This window comes from Oceaniglobus sp. K40-3 (assembly GCF_055808395.1).
Map to the genome: position 1 here is coordinate 736,423 of NZ_CM147868.1, position 19,218 is coordinate 755,640.

General features: G+C 62.8%; 13 protein-coding genes, 4 pseudogenes and 2 riboswitches. Of the genes and pseudogenes, 4 read left to right on the forward strand and 13 right to left on the reverse strand.

Features of this window, described 5'->3' with window-relative positions; genetic code table 11:
* The first annotated feature begins 8 nt into the window (after positions 1 to 8).
* The 3 genes and pseudogenes from rnr (at position 9) to AC0L7P_RS03895 (ending at position 3,703) form a co-directional block, all read left to right on the forward strand.
* A pseudogene (rnr, locus tag AC0L7P_RS03885) lies at positions 9 to 2,260 on the forward strand (ribonuclease R).
* A 319-nt stretch (positions 2,261 to 2,579) separates the two neighbouring features.
* Positions 2,580 to 3,409: pseudogene (locus tag AC0L7P_RS03890) on the forward strand (lytic murein transglycosylase); the annotation flags it as partial.
* A 138-nt stretch (positions 3,410 to 3,547) separates the two neighbouring features.
* Positions 3,548 to 3,703 carry a peptidoglycan-binding domain-containing protein gene (locus AC0L7P_RS03895; RefSeq protein ID WP_473435538.1) on the forward strand — a complete coding sequence of 52 codons (156 nt, stop codon included), beginning with the start codon at positions 3,548 to 3,550 and terminating at the stop codon, positions 3,701 to 3,703.
* Positions 3,704 to 3,706: 3 nt separating this feature from the next.
* On the opposite strand, the pseudogene AC0L7P_RS03900 reads toward AC0L7P_RS03895, so the two are convergent.
* The 4 genes and pseudogenes from AC0L7P_RS03900 to AC0L7P_RS03915 form a co-directional block, all read right to left on the reverse strand.
* Positions 3,707 to 4,397, reverse strand: a pseudogene (locus AC0L7P_RS03900) (thiamine ABC transporter ATP-binding protein).
* Positions 4,384 to 5,961 carry an ABC transporter permease family protein gene (locus AC0L7P_RS03905; protein WP_473434580.1) on the reverse strand — a complete coding sequence of 526 codons (1,578 nt, stop codon included), beginning with the start codon at positions 5,959 to 5,961 and terminating at the stop codon, positions 4,384 to 4,386. The pseudogene AC0L7P_RS03900 and the gene AC0L7P_RS03905 overlap by 14 nt, the downstream one beginning before the upstream one ends.
* Positions 5,937 to 6,917 (reverse strand): thiamine ABC transporter substrate binding subunit, encoded by a 981-nt coding sequence (thiB, locus tag AC0L7P_RS03910; RefSeq protein WP_473434581.1) that lies wholly within the window; start codon positions 6,915 to 6,917, stop codon positions 5,937 to 5,939. Before thiB ends, AC0L7P_RS03905 begins: the two co-directional genes overlap by 25 nt.
* 50 nt (positions 6,918 to 6,967) lie before the next feature.
* Positions 6,968 to 7,058, reverse strand: a riboswitch (TPP riboswitch).
* 35 nt (positions 7,059 to 7,093) lie between these two features.
* Positions 7,094 to 8,077 (reverse strand): thiamine ABC transporter substrate-binding protein, encoded by a 984-nt coding sequence (locus tag AC0L7P_RS03915; protein WP_473434582.1) that lies wholly within the window; start codon positions 8,075 to 8,077, stop codon positions 7,094 to 7,096.
* A 51-nt stretch (positions 8,078 to 8,128) separates the two neighbouring features.
* A riboswitch (TPP riboswitch) is annotated at positions 8,129 to 8,232 on the reverse strand.
* An 89-nt stretch (positions 8,233 to 8,321) separates the two neighbouring features.
* On the opposite strand from AC0L7P_RS03915, the pseudogene aroC reads away from it, so the two are divergent.
* Positions 8,322 to 9,424, forward strand: a pseudogene (gene aroC, locus AC0L7P_RS03920) (chorismate synthase).
* 91 nt (positions 9,425 to 9,515) lie between these two features.
* On the opposite strand, the gene AC0L7P_RS03925 reads toward aroC, so the two are convergent.
* The 9 genes from AC0L7P_RS03925 to AC0L7P_RS03965 all read right to left on the reverse strand — a co-directional run bounded on the left by AC0L7P_RS03925 (position 9,516) and on the right by AC0L7P_RS03965 (position 19,218).
* On the reverse strand, positions 9,516 to 11,105 hold the full coding sequence (locus tag AC0L7P_RS03925) for a calcium-binding protein (RefSeq protein ID WP_473434583.1): 1,590 nt from the start codon (positions 11,103 to 11,105) through the stop codon (positions 9,516 to 9,518).
* Positions 11,106 to 11,271: 166 nt separating this feature from the next.
* Positions 11,272 to 11,643 carry a PRC-barrel domain-containing protein gene (locus AC0L7P_RS03930; RefSeq protein WP_473434584.1) on the reverse strand — a complete coding sequence of 124 codons (372 nt, stop codon included), beginning with the start codon at positions 11,641 to 11,643 and terminating at the stop codon, positions 11,272 to 11,274.
* Between the two features lie 69 nt (positions 11,644 to 11,712).
* Positions 11,713 to 12,609, reverse strand: a complete 897-nt coding sequence (locus tag AC0L7P_RS03935; RefSeq protein WP_473434585.1) for a DMT family transporter — start codon at positions 12,607 to 12,609, stop codon at positions 11,713 to 11,715.
* A gap of 93 nt (positions 12,610 to 12,702) precedes the next feature.
* The gene (locus tag AC0L7P_RS03940) at positions 12,703 to 13,128 is read right to left on the reverse strand and encodes a MarR family winged helix-turn-helix transcriptional regulator (protein ID WP_473434586.1); all 426 of its coding nucleotides are present in this window, start codon (positions 13,126 to 13,128) and stop codon (positions 12,703 to 12,705) included.
* Positions 13,125 to 13,709, reverse strand: coding sequence for an amino acid synthesis family protein (locus AC0L7P_RS03945; protein ID WP_473434587.1), 585 nt, complete (start codon positions 13,707 to 13,709; stop codon positions 13,125 to 13,127). Before AC0L7P_RS03945 ends, AC0L7P_RS03940 begins: the two co-directional genes overlap by 4 nt.
* Entirely contained in the window at positions 13,706 to 14,290 is a 585-nt protein-coding gene (locus AC0L7P_RS03950; RefSeq protein WP_473434588.1) for an amino acid synthesis family protein, read from the reverse strand. The genes AC0L7P_RS03945 and AC0L7P_RS03950 overlap by 4 nt, the downstream gene beginning before the upstream one ends.
* A complete protein-coding gene (locus AC0L7P_RS03955; RefSeq protein WP_473434589.1) occupies positions 14,283 to 15,125 on the reverse strand; it encodes a UPF0280 family protein in 843 nt (280 codons plus the stop codon). The genes AC0L7P_RS03950 and AC0L7P_RS03955 overlap by 8 nt, the downstream gene beginning before the upstream one ends.
* Positions 15,122 to 16,525 (reverse strand): 6-hydroxynicotinate reductase, encoded by a 1,404-nt coding sequence (locus tag AC0L7P_RS03960; protein ID WP_473434590.1) that lies wholly within the window; start codon positions 16,523 to 16,525, stop codon positions 15,122 to 15,124. The genes AC0L7P_RS03955 and AC0L7P_RS03960 overlap by 4 nt, the downstream gene beginning before the upstream one ends.
* Positions 16,522 to 19,218 (reverse strand): molybdopterin-dependent oxidoreductase, encoded by a 2,697-nt coding sequence (locus AC0L7P_RS03965; protein WP_473435388.1) that lies wholly within the window; start codon positions 19,216 to 19,218, stop codon positions 16,522 to 16,524. Before AC0L7P_RS03965 ends, AC0L7P_RS03960 begins: the two co-directional genes overlap by 4 nt.

Consider the following 19,218-nt stretch of genomic DNA (forward strand, 5'->3'; position numbering starts at 1 on the left):
CAGCAGACATGACCCAGATCCCATCAAAACCCGAAATCCTGCAATGGATTTCCGACAATCCCACCCTGACCGCCAAGCGCGACATTGCCCGCGCCTTTGGCATCAAGGGGGCCGCGCGGATTGATCTGAAACGCCTGCTGAAAGAGCTTGAGGCCGAAGGGCATCTGGAAAAGCGGCGCAAGGTGTACCGTGATCCGCAAAGCCTGCCGCCGGTTTCGGTTCTGACCGTGCTGGCCCCCGACAGTGACGGCGACCTGCACGCGCGCCCCATGGAATGGCAGGGTGACGGCCCCGAGCCGGGTATTCTGCTGATTCTGCGCGACGCCGATCCGGCCCTCGGTGCGGGTGACCGGATTCTGGCCCGTCTGGCCGAAGTGAAAGGCGAGGATCACCGCTATGAGGCGCGCCTGATCCGCCGCATCGGCACCAATCCGCGCCGGGTACTGGGGGTGTTCCGTGCCGGTTCCGAAGGTGGGCGGATTGTTCCCATCGACAAAGGCGCCGACCGCGAATGGACAGTCGCCCCCGGCGCCACCCACGGTGCCAAAGACGGCGAATTGGTCGAGGCGGAACAGGCCGGGCCAAAACGCATGGGCCTGCCCGCAGCCCGGATCACCGACCGGCTGGGCGATCCTTCGGCGCCGCGTGCCGTGTCGCTGATCGCGATCCACCAGCACGATATCCCCGACGCCTTTCCCGATGCCGCCATGGCACAGGCCGATGCCGCCACCCCCGCCCCCTTGGGCCAGCGCGAGGATCTGCGCGATCTGCCCCTTGTCACCATCGACCCCGCCGATGCCCGCGACCGCGACGATGCGGTGTTCGCTGCGCCCGATGATGATCCGGGCAACAAGGGGGGCATATCCTGTGGGTCGCCATCGCCGATGTCGCCCATTATGTTACCCCCGACAGCGCGCTGGACCGCGAGGCGCGCAACCGGGGCAATTCCACCTATTTCCCTGATCGCGTGGTGCCGATGCTGCCTGACATCCTGTCAGGTGATCTGTGTTCGCTGCACGACCACGTTGATCGCGCCTGTATCGCCGTGAAAATGCGCCTTGATGCGGATGGCAACAAGATCGACCATCGGTTCACCCGGGCGATGATGCGCTCTCATGCCTCGCTGCCCTATGAAGAGGTGCAGGCGGCCATGGACGGTGACGTGTCCGACCGTCTGGCGCCGATGCTGGAGCAGATCGAACATCTTTACGCGGCCTATCACGCCCTGCGCAAAGCCCGCGCCGCGCGCCAGCCGCTGGAACTGGACCTGCCCGAACGCCAGATTGTGCTGGGCGATGATGGCAAGGTGAAAACCGTGGCGTTCAAGGATCGGATGGATGCCCACCGGCTGATCGAGGAATGCATGGTGCTGGCCAATGTCGCCGCCGCCGAGGAATTGGTCAAACGCCGCACACCGTTGTTGTTTCGGGTGCATGAGGAACCCAGCCCGCAAAAGCTCGACGCGCTGCGCGAGGTGGCGCAGGCATCGGGGCTGACGCTGGCCAAGGGGCAGGTGTTGCAAACGCGCACCCTGAACCGGCTGCTGGAACAGGCGCAGGACACTGCCTTTGGCGAACTCATCAACATTTCGACCCTGCGGGCGATGACACAGGCCTATTATTCGCCTGAAAATTTCGGCCATTTCGGGTTGGCATTGAAAAATTACGCCCATTTCACCTCGCCGATCCGGCGCTATTCCGATCTGATCGTGCATCGTGCCCTGATTGCCGCCCACGGCTGGGGCAACGATGGGTTAAGCGCGTCCGAGATCGAAAACCTTGAGGCCACCGCCAAGCACATTTCCGACACCGAACGCCGGAGCATGGTCGCCGAGCGGGACACGACCGACCGTTATCTGGCGGCCTATCTGTCTGAACGGGTGGGAACCGAGCTGACCGGGCGGATTTCCGGCATCCAACGGTTCGGTGCCTTTGTCCGGCTGGATGAAACCGGCGCTGACGGGCTGATTCCCGTGCGCACCATCGGGGCGGAATATTTCCATTTCGATGCCGACAGTCAGACGTTGATGGGGTCGGATACCGGCCTTGTCCTGTCGCCCGGGCAGCGGGTGTCTGTGCGCCTGACCGAGGCGGTGCCCGTGACTGGCGGTCTGATGCTGGAACTGCTGGAGGTTGAGGGCAATGCCCTGCCCCGTGGGCCAAAATCCGCCAGCCACCGGCGTGGCGTGGGGCGCAAGGCAGGCAAGGGGCGCGCCAAGGCGGCCAAGATCAAACGCAAGGTCAAACGCACCCGCAAGTGACGGAAAAATGCCGACGCGCGCGCCCGAATCTTTGCGATTGTTTCATCTTTCGATACAATAATCCGGGTATCGAACAGGTAAGGCGGGTGTGGTGATGGCTGTGAAATTTTTGGCAATCTGGTTGGCCGCGCTGGTCTGTGCATCGGCGTCGTTTGCGGCCCCGGTTGACCGGTCGCCGCGCCCACCCCATCGGGGCGATGCGGTGCTGGCCAGTGCGGTGCAGCCGGTCAGTCTGGTGCGCAATCAGGCCGACGATGTGACCGGCATGCGCCCGCGCACCCGCCCGGCCAGGGCCAGCACAGGCAAGGCGACCAGCCCCATGAAGGCCCGTGAATTTCAGGCATGGATTCGCGCGTTTAGGGGTCGTGCCCTGACCCAGGGAATAAGCAGTGCGGTGTTTGATCGGGCGTTTCAGGAGGTGCATTATGACCCGGACGTGATCGAACGGGACCGCAACCAAAGCGAATTCACCAAAACAATCTGGGATTACCTCGATTCAGCCGCCTCTGACCTGCGCGTTGCCAACGGCAAAAAGGCGCTGGCGGCACAGGCCAAAACCTTGAACCGGATCGAAACGAAATACGGTGTGGATAAAGAGGTGGTCACGGCGATCTGGGGGCTGGAATCGGCCTATGGCACCTTCAAGGGCAGCAATGATGTGGTGCGATCCCTTGCCACCCTCGCCTTTGACGCCCGGCGCGGCGCGTTTTTCGAAACCCAGTTGATTGCGGCCCTGAAAATCCTTCAGGCGGGTGATGTGGCCCCCCGTTCCATGACCGGAAGCTGGGCCGGTGCCATGGGCCACACCCAGTTCATTCCCACATCCTTTCTGACCTATGCCGTGGATTTCACCGGCGATGGCAAGCGTGACATCTGGGGCGATAACCCGGCTGATGCCCTGGCCAGCACTGCCGCCTATCTGGCGCGGTTCGGCTGGGAAAAGGGGCAACCCTGGGGGTTGAGGTGAAGCTGCCCAAGGGGTTCGACTATGCCAGCGCCAACCGTAAAAACACCAAACTGCCCTCGCAATGGGCACGGCTGGGGGTTGTCGGGATGGATGGCAAACCGGTGGCCGATCATGGCACGGCCTCGGTTCTGTTGCCTGCCGGGGCGAAAGGCGCGGCATTTCTGGTGTTCAGCAATTTCGCGGTGATCGAACGCTATAACACCGCCGATGCCTATGTGATCGGGGTCGGCCATCTGGCCGACCGGATCGCCGGGGCGGGACCGTTCAAGGGCGATTGGCCCCGGGGTGACCGCGCGCTGACCTTTGATGAACGGCAGGAGATGCAGCGCCTGCTGACCGGTAAAGGGTACAACACCAAGGGGATCGACGGTAAAATCGGCCCGCTGACGATTCAGGCGGTGCGTGATTTTCAACGCTCGATCGGGCAACCACCCGACGGCTATGCCTCGCTCGCCATTCTGAACCGGCTGCGGTAATCCTTAACCCAGATAGGCGCGCAAGGCTTTGGGCGGGTCGGCAAGGGTGGCGCGCGCCGGGGCAGGGGCGGTGACATGGCCGTCGGACAGGATGCACAGGCTGCCATCCAGTCGCGCCGCATCTGCGGGATCATGGGTGACCATCAGCAGGGTCGCGCGTCGCGCCGCGCATAAACCGGCCACCAGCCCGATCATTTCCGCGCGCAGTGCCGGGCCAAGGGCCGAGAAGGGTTCGTCCAGCAGAACCAGCGGGCGATCCTGCACCAGCATCCGGGCCAGCGCGGCGCGGCTTTGCTGCCCGCCCGACAGGGTGGCGGGTTTGCGCTGTTCCATCCCGGCCAGCCCGACATCGGCCAGCGCCCTGGCCACCATGCCCGTTTCCCCCGGTCCAACCGCCCCGAAGGCCGCACCCCAAGGGCGGCGTTCTGGAACGCGGTGAGGTGGGGAAACAGGTTGTTGTCCTGAAAGATCATGCTGACCGGGCGTTGCCCGGGGGCAGCGCCAACAGATCGCCGCTCTCCCACAACAGCCGCCCCGACACCGGCGCCACAAATCCGGCAATCGCCGCCAGCAGGGTGGATTTTCCGGCGCCCGACGGCCCCATGATCGCCACTTGCGCACCAAATGGCACCGCCATGTCAGCGGCCAGCCGGAAGGCGCCCTGTTCGATCACCATATCGTCAAACGTCAGCATCCACCCGGCCTCCACGGTCCAGCAGCCAGAAAATCAGCAGGCTCAGCCCCAGCAACAAAAGGGCAACCCCCGCCGCCGTATCCATCCGGTAACTGCCCATATAGCGGAACAGCAACAGCGGCAGGGTTGCGCCATCAGGATCAGCGAACAATGCGATCACCCCCAGATCACCCATGGACAGTGCCCCACTCAGCGCCGCCGCAAACCCAAGCGGGCGGCGCAGACGCGGCAGGGTCAGGCGGCGCAACCGGTTGAACCCTGTCATCCCCAGAGAATCGGCCAGCGGGCCAAAGCGGGCCTCGACCTCACCCGCCGCCGGAACAAGGGCGCGCAGGGCAAAGGGCAGCGACATCACCGCGTTGACCAGCGCCGTCACCGGCAGGGCCAGCGCCACGGGATCGACCAACGGAAACAGGATCAGGAACAACCCGGTGCCGATCACTAGGGGCGACGCCGCCACGGCAAGATAGCCGGTCATCTCGATCCCGCGCGACAGGGCCGGGCGGTGGCGCAGGTGGGTGATGGCCAGCGTCATCGCCATGGCCAGCACCAGCGCCACAACCACCGACAGCCCCGCCACCCAAAGCGACCGCCAAGCGGCGGCCCAGACCGCACCGGGCAGGGCGGCAACCTCGGGCAATCCCCGCAGGGCGATGGCCAGCAAGGGCAGTAACAGGAACAGGGCCGCGAGGGTGATGAGGGCGGTATCGAGCAGGCGCAAGGCGGGGCGCGCAGCATCCCAGCGCTCAACCGTCCGGTCCAGCCCCGCGCCCGTGGCCTGTGGCACCGCAACCCAAAGCGCCAGCAGCGCCGCCGCGCCGGAAATTGCCAGTTGAATCAGGGCCAGAACCGCCGCGCGTGACAGATCGAAATCGAAACGAAACGCCTGAAAGATGGCCAGTTCCACCGTCGTGGCCCTTGGCCCGCCCCCCAGGGCCAATGCCACCGCGAAACTGGTGGTGCAGATCAGGAAAATCACCATGAACGCCCCCGGCACGATGGCGCGCAACATGGGGCGTTCAAGGTGCCGGGCAATGTCGCGGGGTGTCATGGCCAGCGTTGCGGCAAGGCGAAACCGCTCGGCGGGAATGGCCAGCCAGCCTTGCAGGATCAACCGGGTGGCCAGTGGCAGGTTGAAAAACACATGGGCAATGACGACCCCGTGCAGCCCATAGATATTCACCGGCGCCAGCCCGAACAGGGCCAGCAGATCCGACACCCAGCCCGAGCGCCCGAACACCATGACCAACCCCAAAACGGCCACGATCACCGGGAGGATGAACGGCGCACCCATCAGCGTGACCAACACCGCGCGCCCCGCGAACCGCCGTCGCGCCAGCGCCCGGGCCACCGGCACCGCCAGCGCCACCGACAGCCCCGCCGACAACAGCGCCTGTATCACGGTGAACCGGATCGCCGACCAATCCCCGGCACCAAGGGCAAAGCTGCCCTCGGCCCGGGCCAGCACCGCCGCGACGGTGCCAAAGGTCAGGGCCAGAACAACCGCCGCGGCGATGATCCCGGCCCATGGGGCCGCGCCTAGCGGCTGAGTGCGGTCAGCCATTCGTCAAGCGCGACATCCCGCGCCTCCTTTGCCTCGCCCGCCGGAAAGAGCAGCGCCTTTTCGGGGGTGATCAGCGTGCCGAACCCCTTGGGCAGGCCCTCGGCGGGGGTTACGGCGGGATACATCCAGTTCGTTGTCGGGATCACCGATTGAAAAGCATCGCTCAACATGAAGGCGATGAATTCATTCGCCAGATCAAGGTGTTCGGATGACGCCACCGTCGCCGCGACCTCAATCTGAAGGTAATGCCCTTCGGAGAACGGCGCGGCGGCCTTGGTGTCATCCTGCTCGGCAATCAGGTGATAGGCGGGTGAGGTGGTGTAAGACAGCACCATGTCCGCCTCACCTTCGGTGAACATGCCATAGGATTCGGACCAGCCCTTGGTCACGGTCAGGATATTATCGGCCAGCCCCTGCCAAATCTCGGGGGCGTTATCGCCATAGGCCGCCTTGACCCAGAGCAGCAGGCCCAACCCGGGGGTTGAACTGCGCGGATCCTGAATCACGATTTTCAGGTCGCTGTCGGCCAGTTCGCGAAAATCGGCGGGGGGCGTGATGCCCTTGTTATAGACAAAGGCGAAATAGCCCCAATCAAAGGGGACAAAGATGTCGTCCTCCCACTGCACCGGCAGATCAAGTTTGAGATCGCCCAGATCGTGTTGCCCGAACAGGCCTGTGGCGGCGGCATCGGCGGTCAGGTTGGTATCAAGGCCCAGAACCACATCGGCCTTGGTGCGGGCGCCTTCCAGTTTGAGCCGCGCCAGCAGGGCCGCGCCATCGCCCGCCCCGACAAATTGCAGATCGCAGGCACATTGCGCCTCGAACGCCTTTTCCACCGCCGGGCCAGGCCCCCATTCGGTGACGAAGCTGTCATAGGTATAGACCGTCAGCACCGGTTTTTCCTGTGCGGCCACGGGGGTTGCGGCAAGGGCGGCGAGGGCAATCAGATATTTCATCGGTAACAATCCTTTCATGGCCCATAAGGGCGACGTGATCGGAAGTGGGGGAGCGCGCGTCTCACCTTCCCTCCGCCGGTTCTAACCGGTTCAGGTTCTACGGGTTTCATCTCAGCCAATCAGGCACCCCGAGGTGTCGGGCACCCTAGGACAGGTGCCCGACCATCGCAACCGGCCTAACCTCCAAAGGCGGTCAGCCATTCGGCAAGGGCCGGGTCGCGCAGGGCGGCGGCCTCATCCTCATCAAAGAACAGCACCTTTTGCGGCATTTCCAGAGTTGCCAGCTCGGGCGGTGACAGGGACGAATCCAGTTTGGTGGGAAAGCCGTAATTCGCCCGCACGATCATTTTCTGGAACGGTTCGGACAGCATGAAGGCCATGAATTCCCGCGCCAGTTCTGGGTGTTTGGCGGTGTTCATCATCGCGGCGGATTCTGCCATGAAATAATGCCCCTCGGGGAAAATCGCCGCCCTTTTGGTATAATCCCCCTCGGCCAGAATGTGATAAAGCGGTGATGTGGTAAAGCTCAGCACCATGTCGGCCTCGCCCTCGGAAAACATCCCATAGGCGGTGGACCAATCCTTGGTCACGGTCAGAACCTTGGGCGCCAGTGCTGCCCATGCCTCGGGGGCCTTGTCGCCGTAAACTGCCTTGATCCACAACAACAGAGACAGGCCCGCGTTGCTGGTGCGGGGATCCTGTATAACGATTTTCAGGTCATCCGGCGCAGCCAGAAGGGCGGCGAAACTGTCGGGCGCCTCTTTCAGGCGGGTGGCATCATAGACAAACGCGGTATGGCCCCAGTTGTAGGGCAGGAAGATGTCGTCTTTCCATTCGATCGGCATGGTCAGGTCGCTGGTGTCCTGCCCATGCGGCGCAAACAGGCCCAAGGCGCGGGCGCGTTTGGTCACGTCAGTGGTAAATCCGATGGCCACATCGGCGGTGTTGCGCGCCCCTTCCAGCATCAATCGGGGCAGGATATCGCCGGTCTTGTACTGCACATCGCAGGCACAGACCGCCTCGAACGCCTGTTCGATCTGCGGCCCCGGCCCCCATTCAGAGCCAAAGGAATCGGGTGCGTAAATGGTCAGGACAGGGGTTTCAGCCCCCGCCATGCTGGCCATCAGGCAACCCGCAGCAATCAGTGATCTTCGCAACATGTCATACTCCATCTTGTGCGACGGTCATTGGCCACGGACGGAACAGGGGTGTGCGGAAACGCAGACCTTCCCTCCGCCGGTGCTAACCGGTTCAGGTTCGACGGGTCCGCACCGATGTGCATCTCAGCCTTGTCAAAGGCCCCCGAGGTGGGCCAAGACTTAGGACAGCGCCGGACGGGTGGCAAGTGGGTTTCCTTGCCGTTCCAATCCGCATAGGAACAGGCGGCAAAAGGGAGCCTGCACCATGAGCCTGAACACCTTCGGACATCTGTTCCGCGTCACCACATGGGGCGAAAGCCACGGCCCTGCCTTGGGCGCCACCATTGATGGCTGCCCCCCGGCGTTCCGATCACCGCCGAGGCGCTGCAACATTGGCTGGATCAGCGCAAACCGGGGCAGAACAAATACACCACCCAGCGGCGCGAGGCGGATGCCGTTGAAATCCTGTCGGGGATGTATGAGGGCGTAACCACCGGCACCCCGATTCAACTGGCGATTCAGAACACCGACCAGCGCTCAAAGGATTACGGCGAGATTGCCGAGAAATTTCGCCCCGGCCATGCCGACATTACCTATTGGCAGAAATACGGCGTGCGCGATCCGCGCGGTGGCGGGCGCTCATCCGCCCGCGAAACGGCGGCGCGGGTGGCCGCGGGCGGTGTGGCGCGGGCCGCTTTGGCGCAACTGGTGCCGGACCTGTCGATCACTGGCTACATGGTGCAGATGGGGCCACACGGGATGGACCGCGAGCGGTTCGATCGGGATGAAATCACCCGCAATCCGTTCTGGACACCCGATGCCAAGGCGGCGGCGGATTGGGCCGAGTATCTTGATACCCTGCGCAAATCCGGCAATTCCTGCGGTGCGGTGGTTGAGGTGGTGGCGCGGGGCGTGCCTGCGGGCCTCGGCGCCCCGATCTATGGCAAGCTCGACACCGATCTGGCTGCCGCGATGATGAGCATCAACGCCGTCAAAGGTGTGGAAATCGGCGAAGGCATGGGCGCCGCCGCCCTGACCGGCGAGGCGAACGCCGATGAGATTTTCATGGGCAACGATGGAGTGCCGGTGTTTTCGTCAAACCACGCCGGTGGCATTCTGGGCGGCATTTCGACAGGGCAGGATGTGGTGGTGCGTTTCGCCGTGAAACCCACATCCAGCATCCTGAAAACCCGCCAGACCATCACGAAATCGGGCAAGGCAACCGAGATCGTGACCAAGGGCCGCCACGACCCCTGCGTCGGCATCCGCGCCGTCCCGGTGGGCGAGGCGATGATGGCCTGTGTTATCCTCGACCACCTGCTGCTGGATCGTGGCCAGACCGGCGGAAAAAGAGGGCCGATCGGCTGACCGGCCCTTTACGGAACATATTGTTTAATTGGTCCGAAATTCCGCGTTTATTTGTCCCATTACAATACGTCGTTTGTGAAACGACCCCCTGTCAGAGGATAAAGTCGGTTTCTGCAATTTGTGCTACGCCGTCAACTTCTATCACCCAGTCTGCCACGCCGTCGCCATTGGAATCGCCGATCAGCAACCTACCGTCGGTATAATGATAGAACGAAGAAGTTCCGCCGCCAAGAAGGCCGTCTGTGCCATTGAATTGGGTGTTCAGTTCCGACAGATCAATCTGATCTAGCCCGGTTCTAAAATCATGGATAGCGTCCCGTGCGGCCCGGATTCCGATCTTCGCCGCGCTCGTGAACAGGAATACATCCGCGCCCGCGCCGCCCGTCAATTCGTCCCGCCCGAAACCCGACACAAGCGTATCCGCCCCGGCGCCGCCATCAAGCCAGTTTTTATACCCAGCACCAGCATACAATATATCATTGCCTTCCCCACCAGAAAGGGTGTCACTGCCCTGACTGGCATAAAGCGTGTCATCCCCAGCACCGCCAAAAATCAGGTCATTCCCCCAGCCACCACCGATCAGGTCGTTTCCGGCGCGACCTTCGATGCGGTCGTTGTCACCCTGGCCCAACAGCATGTCGTCCCCTGCGCCACCAAGAATGAAATCATCACCGTAATCGCCGTGGATGGTATCCTCTCCAATGCCGCCCTCAACGGTATCATCACCAGCCTCTGCATCTATGGAATCATCACCGCCACCAGCATAAATTGCGTCACTGTCGTCACCGCCAAAGATGGTATCGTTTCCGACGCCGCCCGAAATGGTATCGTCGCCCTTGGCGGCATAGATTAAATCACCCCCGCCACCAGCATAGATTACGTCATCGCCACTGCCGCCATAGATGGTGTTGGTTCCGGTCCCGCCGCCAAATATGGTATCGTTTTCAAATCCTGCTGCAATGTGGTCGCTCCCTTCTCCACCCCAGATGATGTTGAGGCCGCCGACACCGCGAATTACGTCATCGCCATTGCCACCGCCAATATTGTCATTGCCGTGGCTCCCCAAAAGCGTGTCGTTGCCGTCACCGCCGCGCATGAGGCCGCCGTCAACGCCCGCATTAAGGCTGTCATCGCCACCCTCGCCGAACAATCGGTCGTAACCGTCGCGACCGCGTAGAGTATCGTTGCCCGCACCGCCGGTCAGCGTGTCGTTACCGAACCTGCCATCGAGCAATGTTGGCAGGTTGGATGCCACAAGGACATCATCGGCTCTGTTCCCAAATTGCGGAGGCCCCTGTTCTTCAACGGACAAGGTGTATGTACCGGTTGCTGGACCCCGACCTCTCGCACTAATGAAGTAATCTCCCGGTGCAGATGACCTGAAATCAACCTGGTTCTCGGGGGGGCCGCCGACAATACCCATTGTTCCAGGCAGATAGCCACCGGCGCTGTTGTAAACACCCCGAATCAGCGTGGTGAAACCGCTAAGATTTATCCGGTAATATGCGCCAGCTTCTAAATTGATTTGAAACCAATCAACATCATCGGGGAAATTTACGATACCCGTCACCGAGCCACCAACGGCGATTGTTCCTGTGGTTGTGATGTCGGCGGAAAAGTCATCCATGAAATTGCCTCCGGAGAAATATATGAATTCTGCGATGTAAATGATCGCGGCCAATCATAGAGTGCGCCAAACAATACGCAGTTTCAACGCCTTTCGCCATAAAATTTTTGACAGTGAGCCTTCCGTTATTCCGCGCTCACTGCTTGCTGCAAATCAATCATGCAATCATCAATACGCTTTTAAAATAAGGGCCGGTCATTTGACCGGCCCCTACCTTTATTCAAAGCCAATAATAGGGCAGTCCGAAATGCCCGTATGCCTGCATTTGCCAGCGGCGATCACGGTCGCGGGACCAATCGTCGTCTAGCGGCGGCATGGTTTCAAGCTGCTCTTTGGTGATGTCGGTGACATAGCCGCCCCTGGTCGTGTCATAGGACAGTTTGGCCCAGGGGATCGGCACATGTTCTTCGCCCAGCCCCAGAAAGCCGCCAAACCCCATGACGGCATAGCTGATCTTGCCGCTTTTCTTGTCGATGGTCACATGGTCAATGGTGCCGATGTGATCGCCGGTGGGGCTGTAGACTTCGGTTCCGGTCACGTCGCGTGACGAAACATGGGTGGATGCTTTGTCGGTTACGGTGTTCAAGGCCATCGGAAGATCCTCCTTCTCTGATGCGTCGTCTAACCAACGTATCAAGAGGGCAAATGTTCCGCTTCGGCCCTACTTTCCGACGCCTGCAACCGGCACCCCGACCCGCGCCGCCTTTGAAAGCTGAACGGCTGCAATGCCCGCCGTAATCACCGCCACACCCAGCACATCGACCCAGCCCAGATGCTCGCCCAGCAACAGCGCCGCAATCGACACACCAAGGAACGGATTGAGGAAATGAAAGGTGGCCGCGCGCACCGCGCCGATCCGTTCAACCAGCAGGAACCACACCAGCGTGGCAATCAACCCGGGCACCACGGTGGTATAGGCAAACGCCAGAACCAGTTGCAGCGACCAATTCACCGCATAGGTTTCCGTGGCCATGGAAACCACAGCAAGGCAGGCACTGCCCACGAACATCTGCAACCCGACGACCATCAACAGGTTGCCCCCGGACGATGCGACCCTGACCGAAAGCGTCGCCACAGTCAGCGCCACGGCGCCCAAAAGGCACAGGACCAGCCCGCCGAGATCGACACCCGCAGACAATCGCGACCCCATGATCAACAGAACGCCCAGCATCCCGGCGGCCAGACCCACCAACCCCAGCGGGCGCGTGCGTTCGCCCAGAAACATCCAGCCCGCGAAGGCCACCATCAGCGGCAGGGACGATGCGATGATCGAGGCCAGGCCCGCCTCGATCTTTTGCATCGCCACAAAGTTCAGCCCAAGATAAAGCGCGTTCTGGCAAATCCCGAACACCACTGTCGCGCGCCATTGGCCACGGCTCAGCCGCCATGTCTGGCCCAATGCAAGGGCGATCCCGACACCCAGAATGCCGGAAATCAGAAACCGCAACGACAGCGCCATCAGGGGCGGTGCGTCCAGCACGATCATCCGCGCCGAGGTGAACGCCGATGACCACATCGCCGCAAAGGCCACGCCCATGAGGATTGCCTTGATATCCATGTCCTGCCCCTGTTCCGGTTATCACGCGACAGCGCTATCGCGAATGGTGCCGCGCGTCAGCCGGAAATGCTCAACCTGCACCGCCTGTCCCATTCACATCAACCGCGATAACAGCGCCACGAACGTCTCGCGCTCTGCCGGGGCAAGGGGGGCCAGTGTCTCATCGGTGATCCGTGTGCCGGCGGCCTTGAGATCGCCGATCATTGCACGGGCCTTGGGGGTCAGGGCAATCAGTGTGCGCCGTTTGTCACCGGGATAGGGCATTTGCTCTACCAGGTCCTTGGCGCGCAACCGGTCCACCACGCCCTTGATCGTGGCCACATCCATGGCAGCGGCCCGGCCCAGCTCATTCTGCGAACCGGGGCCGTTTTCATCCAGCCGAATCAGCGCCGAAAACTGTGTGGCCGTCAGCCCCTCGGGCACCGCGGCCTGAAAAATCAGCGTGTGACGCTGGCTGACCTGACGCAGCACGAATCCGACCTGTTCATCCAACCGGTATTCACCGCCACCATCCGTCACCGCAGCCCATCCTTGCCCAAAGCCTCGCCATGGGTCAGCCCGCCCACGCGGGGCAGGGGGCGGCCACTGTCGGTCACGGCAACGGCAACCATGATTTCATTGGCCCGGGGCGCATCGTTCAAACGCACCTCGACGCCGTCGAAATGGCTGCGCACATAGGCGGCATCTTTGTGGCCCAGCGGCACGTCCAGATCCTGCCCCGGCCCGCCCATTTTCTTGCTGGACGGCACAAGGGCCGCGCCCTTTTCCACCGCCGCACGCAGGGGCGCGCCCAATTTGGGATGCAGGATCGCGGCGGCATGTTCCAACTCGCCGTTTTCGCCCACCATCGCCGCCTTGCCATAGCTTTCGGCCTGGTCCGGGGCGATATTCAGCGCCCTGACACAGCGTTCCCCCAACAGCGCGCCCAGTTCGGCGCCAATGTCCATGAGCGGCGTCAGATCTTCGACATATTGCCCGGCAAAGGGGTTGGCGATCACGGCCACGGCCACCGCCTTGCGGGTTGGCGGGGTGATGGCGCGGCCCATTTCAGCGTGGGTTTCTTCCACCCAGACGGCGATCTTGCGAATATCGGCGCTCATCTCAATCCATCCTCTCCGGTGATGTTTTCGGCCAGCAACCCGCCCGAGCGGCTGTGAATCCGCGCGCCGGTTGTCATGGCCAGAACATAGGCCAACTCACCGGCGCGGGGGGCATCGTTCAGCCCCACTTCGATGCTGTCGAAATGGCTGCGTACATAGCTGGCGTTGATATGGGTGATCGGCACATCCAGCCGCGCCCCGGCACGGCCCACCTTTTTGGTCGATGGCACGATGGCCTTGGGCGCGCCCAACACCTCGCGCATGGAATATCCGCCCGGGGCGTGCCACAGGGCGCCATGTTCCAATTCGCCATCGGTGCCGATGATCGCACCCTTGCCATAGCCCTCGATCCGGGTGGCATCGCCCCCCAGATCGTTCAGCAGACGGCGGGCCATGGACAGGCCAAGGGGTTTCAGATCTTCCATGAACGGCTGAATATCGGCCACATAACCCCCGGCAAAAGGGTTGGCGATCACGGCAATGATGGCCCCCCGCAACAGGGGTGTTTCGGGGGCGGGGCCGAATTCGTGAAAGATTTCTTCGATCTGTGTCGCTACCTTGCGTATCTGCACCTCAGGCATTGGCAGGCTCCTTTTGTCTTATCAAATGCGGCGCCCCGACAACGCGGGAATGATCGCCCAGAAACAATGCAGCAGCGCTGATCAGGCCGCGATTGGCCATTTTCCGGGCCACCCGCGCCCCCCGATCCAGCGCGATATTACAATCATGGTCGCCCAGACGCCCAATGCCGGTCACCACCAATCGCGCGCCCAGATCGCTGTCAGGCACCAGATGGTGGGCCGGACGGCGGGCAATCGACGGATGGTCAGGCAAATCAACTGCGTTGGCGATTAACGTAGCGGCAACATCCGCCATCGCCGCCGTTTGCGCAAGGGCCGTTACCTGATCGGCAATCCCCATGGTCAGGCTGCGCCCGCCCCGCCCGCTGGTGGCGATTCCGCGCACCGGATCATCAGCGCGCAGGGTGATGCGGCCACGATCACGGCCATCAAGGGATGCCATGGCAAGGGTGAAGGACGGATGCGCGCCGTCTGCAAGAAAAACCGCGATGTCGCCGCCATTGTTCACATAGGCGCGGGTCAGGCTGGCGGCGGAAACCATCGCCTGCAACACCGCCTCGGCCACTGCGCCGGCGACCGCCGCCATGGGCGTGACGAACATATCGCGGTGAGGCTGACAGGCCGCGTGCATCACCCTGGCAATCGCGCCCTTCGGGGACATTCCCACCGCGCGGCGCAACAGAGGCAGTTCGCTGGCCAGTTCTTGCAGCACCGTGGCAAACCGCGCCTGCGCAGCGGCAAACGCCACCTCGCGTGCGCCGTCCGCCCCGATAATCAGGTCGATCGGGCCGTGTTGCAGGTGCAACCTGCCCCCCGGCAGGCGCGCCGCAATCACCGCCCCCGCCCCTGTGGCACCCGGCGGATTGCAGGGTTCAGCACGTCACCCACCGGGCGGATACGGTCCATATGGCCACCCAATGTGGCGTAATCCTCGCGGCGCATGGTGAATTCGATGGGCGCCACAAGGGCCGGGGTGGGGACATAGCCAAAGGCGTTGCTGGGCATGTCCATCACATCGGCCATCACCGTGATCCCCCCTCCGGGCCAGACATAGCCAAAGGCACCGCCGACCGTCACCCGCGTCAGGGCATCCTTGACCGATCGCGTCAGCCCCACGGGGTTTTCCGTGACCCCGGCGCGCAGACTGCCCCCCGCACCACCCATGAACAGCACCGAACACAGCGAGGGTTCGCAATTATCAGCAATCTTTTCCGCAATCACGCGCAGGGGGTCGGAAATATCGGCAGGTTGCGGCACCAGATCACCGTCCAGCACATAATAGGCCCATTGTTCGCCCGTGGTTGAGATCATCAACAGGCGCAGACCGGGCCAGGCCACCTTGGGGTCAATCTTTTTGATGATGGTCAGCGGATCGGTCACATCCGTGCCACCCCAGCCGGTGCCGGGCTGCGCCACCTGAAAATACCTCCCCGAGGTCGAGCGCCGCCCGGTCACGCGGATACCGGCGGGTTTCATATTCAACTGTTTCCCGGCCTCATGTTCGCTCAGCACGCCGGTGATGTGATCATCGACCACGATCACCTCGTCCACATGGGGCACCCATTGCAGGGCAAACATCCCGATGGTGGCCGACCCGCATCCAACCCGCATCAGGGTTTCCGTCACCCCGTCGATCACCGGCGCATGGCCGGCCTGCACGGTGATATTCACCCCGTCGTCAATGGTCATTTCCACCGCGTCGCGGTTGCACAGGCGCAGCAGGGCATCGCAGGTCACGCGGCCTTCGGCCTTGGTGCCGCCGGTCAGGTGATCGACCCCCCCAAGGGACAGCATTTTTGAACCATATTCACCGGTCATCACATGGCCGATCGGTTCGCCCGCCACACGCACAATGGCGCGTTCCTCGCCGATGTGGCGGTCGGTGTCGATTTTCACCTTCACCCCGCAATAGGAAAAGATGCCCTCGGTCACCACCGTGATCATGTCGGCGTCATCCACCAGTTGCGATACGATGAAAGGGGCCGGTTTGTAATCGGGATAGGTGGTTCCAGCGCCGATGGCGGTGACAAAGGGGCGATCCCCTTGCACGATGTCGCCGTCCCAGTCGCGGCCCAGAAACGGCACCATCGGCCCGCCGCCCTCGATCACCGTCAAGGGATCAAGGCGCACCAATTCACCCCCATGGTTGGCATAGCGATCACAGGCACCCGACCGGCCCTCGGCGATGAAACACAGCACCGGGCAGGCATCGCAGCGGATTTTCTCATCGCTCATGGCAGGTCTTTCAGGGCGGCGCGCAGGCGCGATGGGGTGACGGGAACGCGGCGCATGCGCGCGCCGGTGGCATGGTAAATGGCGTTCAGCAGGGCGGGCGCGGTGGGGATCAGCACATGTTCCCCCAACCCCTTGGCCCCAAAAGGGCCGTGGGCGTCGGGTTCTTCCACGATCAGGGTTTCGACCGGGGGCATGTCTCCGATGGTCGGGATCAGGTAATCATGCAGGTTTTCGGTGCGCCCGGGCAGGTATTCTTCCATCAGCGCCATGCCCAAACCTTGGGCGATGCCGCCCTGCACCTGCCCCTCAACCAGCAGCGGGTTGATCGCCTGTCCCACGTCATGGGCGGCGGTAAAGGCTATGGGTTTGACGGTGCCAAGGGCCAGATCCACCTCGACCACCGCCAGATGCGCGGCATAGCCGAACTGGGCATAGGGGTGGCCCTGTCCGTTTTCATCCAGCGGTTTGGTCGGCGGATCATAGGTTTCCTCGGACCGGATCACATAGCCTTCGGCGTCGGGCGTCATGTGTGCCAGCGCGATATGGTGTGTTTCTATGCCACGCACGGACAGCCCCTCTGGCGACAGGGTGATTTGGGCATCCGCTGGCGCATTGCACAGTTTCAGGATGCTGGCGCGCATGGCCTCGCCCGACAGTTTCGCGGCGGCGCCGGTCACGAATGTCTGGCGCGATGCGCTGGTTTTTCCGGCGTCAGGGGTCACGTCCGTATCAGGGCCGATCAGGGTGATCTGTGACAGGGGCAGGCCCACCGCCTGTGCAAATATCTGGGCGATCACGGTGTTTGATCCCTGCCCGATGTCCGTGGCCCCCTGATGCAGCACCAACGTGCCATCGGCGCGAATGCCCGCCTTGATGGTCGAGGGGTTGGGCAGAGATGTGTTGCCACAGCCATACCAGCCGCCCGCGATGCCCACGCCCCGTTTCACACCTTCGTTGGCGGCGTTGAATGTGGCGCAATCGGCCTTGGCCGCGCCCCAGGCCGGGCGCAGGGCGTCAAGGCATTTGCCGATGCCCACACCCTGTTCAAACACCTGCCCACAGATTGTCGGTTCGCCGTTTTTCAGGGCGTTGCGGGCGCGAAATTCCAGTGCATCAAGGCCCAGCTTTTCGGCCAGCTCATCAAACAGCACCTCTTGGGCGATGGCCGATTGGGGCACGCCAAAGCCGCGAAACGCGCCAGAGGGCGGGCAATGGGTGTGGATGCCCTGCGCCTCGGCCCGGTAATCGGCGATGCGGTACGGCCCCGAGGCATGAACCGGCACCCGGTTGGCCACGGTCGGCCCCCACGACGCATAGGCGCCGGTGTTGAACAGCCCGTCAAACTGCATCCCGCACAACATGCCATCTTTCGTCGCGCCGATCCTGACGCGCAGGTCGGAGGGGTGCCGTTTGGTGGTCGATTGCATGGATTCGGTGCGCGAATAGGTGATCCGCACTGCCTTGCCGGTCTTGATCGCGGCCAGCGCCAGAACGGGCTGCACCGACAGATCCAGCTTGGAGCCAAAGCCACCGCCCACCGCCGTTGGCACGATCCGCACCCGTTCAGCGGGCCAGCCAAGGATCAGGGCCATGCTTTGCTGATCCATCACTGGTGCCTGGGTGCAGGCGTGGATTTCGATCCTCTCACCGATCATCCGGGCAAAACCGGCCTCGGGTTCGATATAGGCGTGTTCGACGAAACCGCTGTTGAAATGCCCCTCGACCACCACATCGGCCCGGGCCAGCGCCGCGCCCACATCGCCGCATTGCACGAAACCGCCGGTCATCACATTGCCGGGGCGGTCGGCATGCAGCAGGGGCGCGCCATCGGCCATGGCCTGATCCAATGTTTCGATGGCAGGCAAGGGGGTAAAGGTGACGGGGAAACCGGCCAGATCAACCTGTGCATCGGGGGCGCAGATGACGGCTGCCACGGCCTCGCCGCGAAAACGGGCCTCGGTTTCGGCGAACACCGGTTGGTCCACAAAGGCCGGGATCACACCAAAGGCATTCAGCCCCGGCACATCCTGCGCCGTCAGCGTGGCGATCACGCCGGGGGTGGCACTGGCCCATGCCGCCAGATCGCCAAGGGCGAACGCTGCACGGGGATGGGGCGAACGGACAATGCGCACAACCAGGGCATCGGGCGGCGCAACATCATCGCCAAAGGCCACATCACCCGACACGCGCGTGGCCCCATCGACCCGCCGAACGGCATCGCCCACGGCGCCCTCACCGGTCAGCGGGGCAGGGCGCCCCATCACCGCATCAATGATCTTGCGATACCCGGTGCAACGGCACAGCACCCCGCCAAGGGCATCCTGCACCTGCTCCTCGCTCGGATCAGGTACATCGCGCAGCAGGGCGATGGCCGAAACGATCATCCCCGGCGTGCAGATGCCGCATTGGGCGGCCTGATGATCCTGAAACCGGTCGCTTAACGCCCGGCCTTCGGGGCTGTCGCGCAGCCCTTTCAGGGTTTCCACGTTACAGTCTGCCGCCTGTTGCGTGGGCATCAGGCAGGCACAGACCGGCGCACCGTCAACCAGCACGGTACAGGCGCCGCAATCGCCCGCGTTGCAGCCCACCTTTACATCCCGCGCGCCCAGCCGTTCGCGCAGGGTGTGGGACAGGCGTTCGCCCGCATGGGGGTGCGTTTCAACGGGCTGGCCATTCAGGGTCAGCGTGATGAT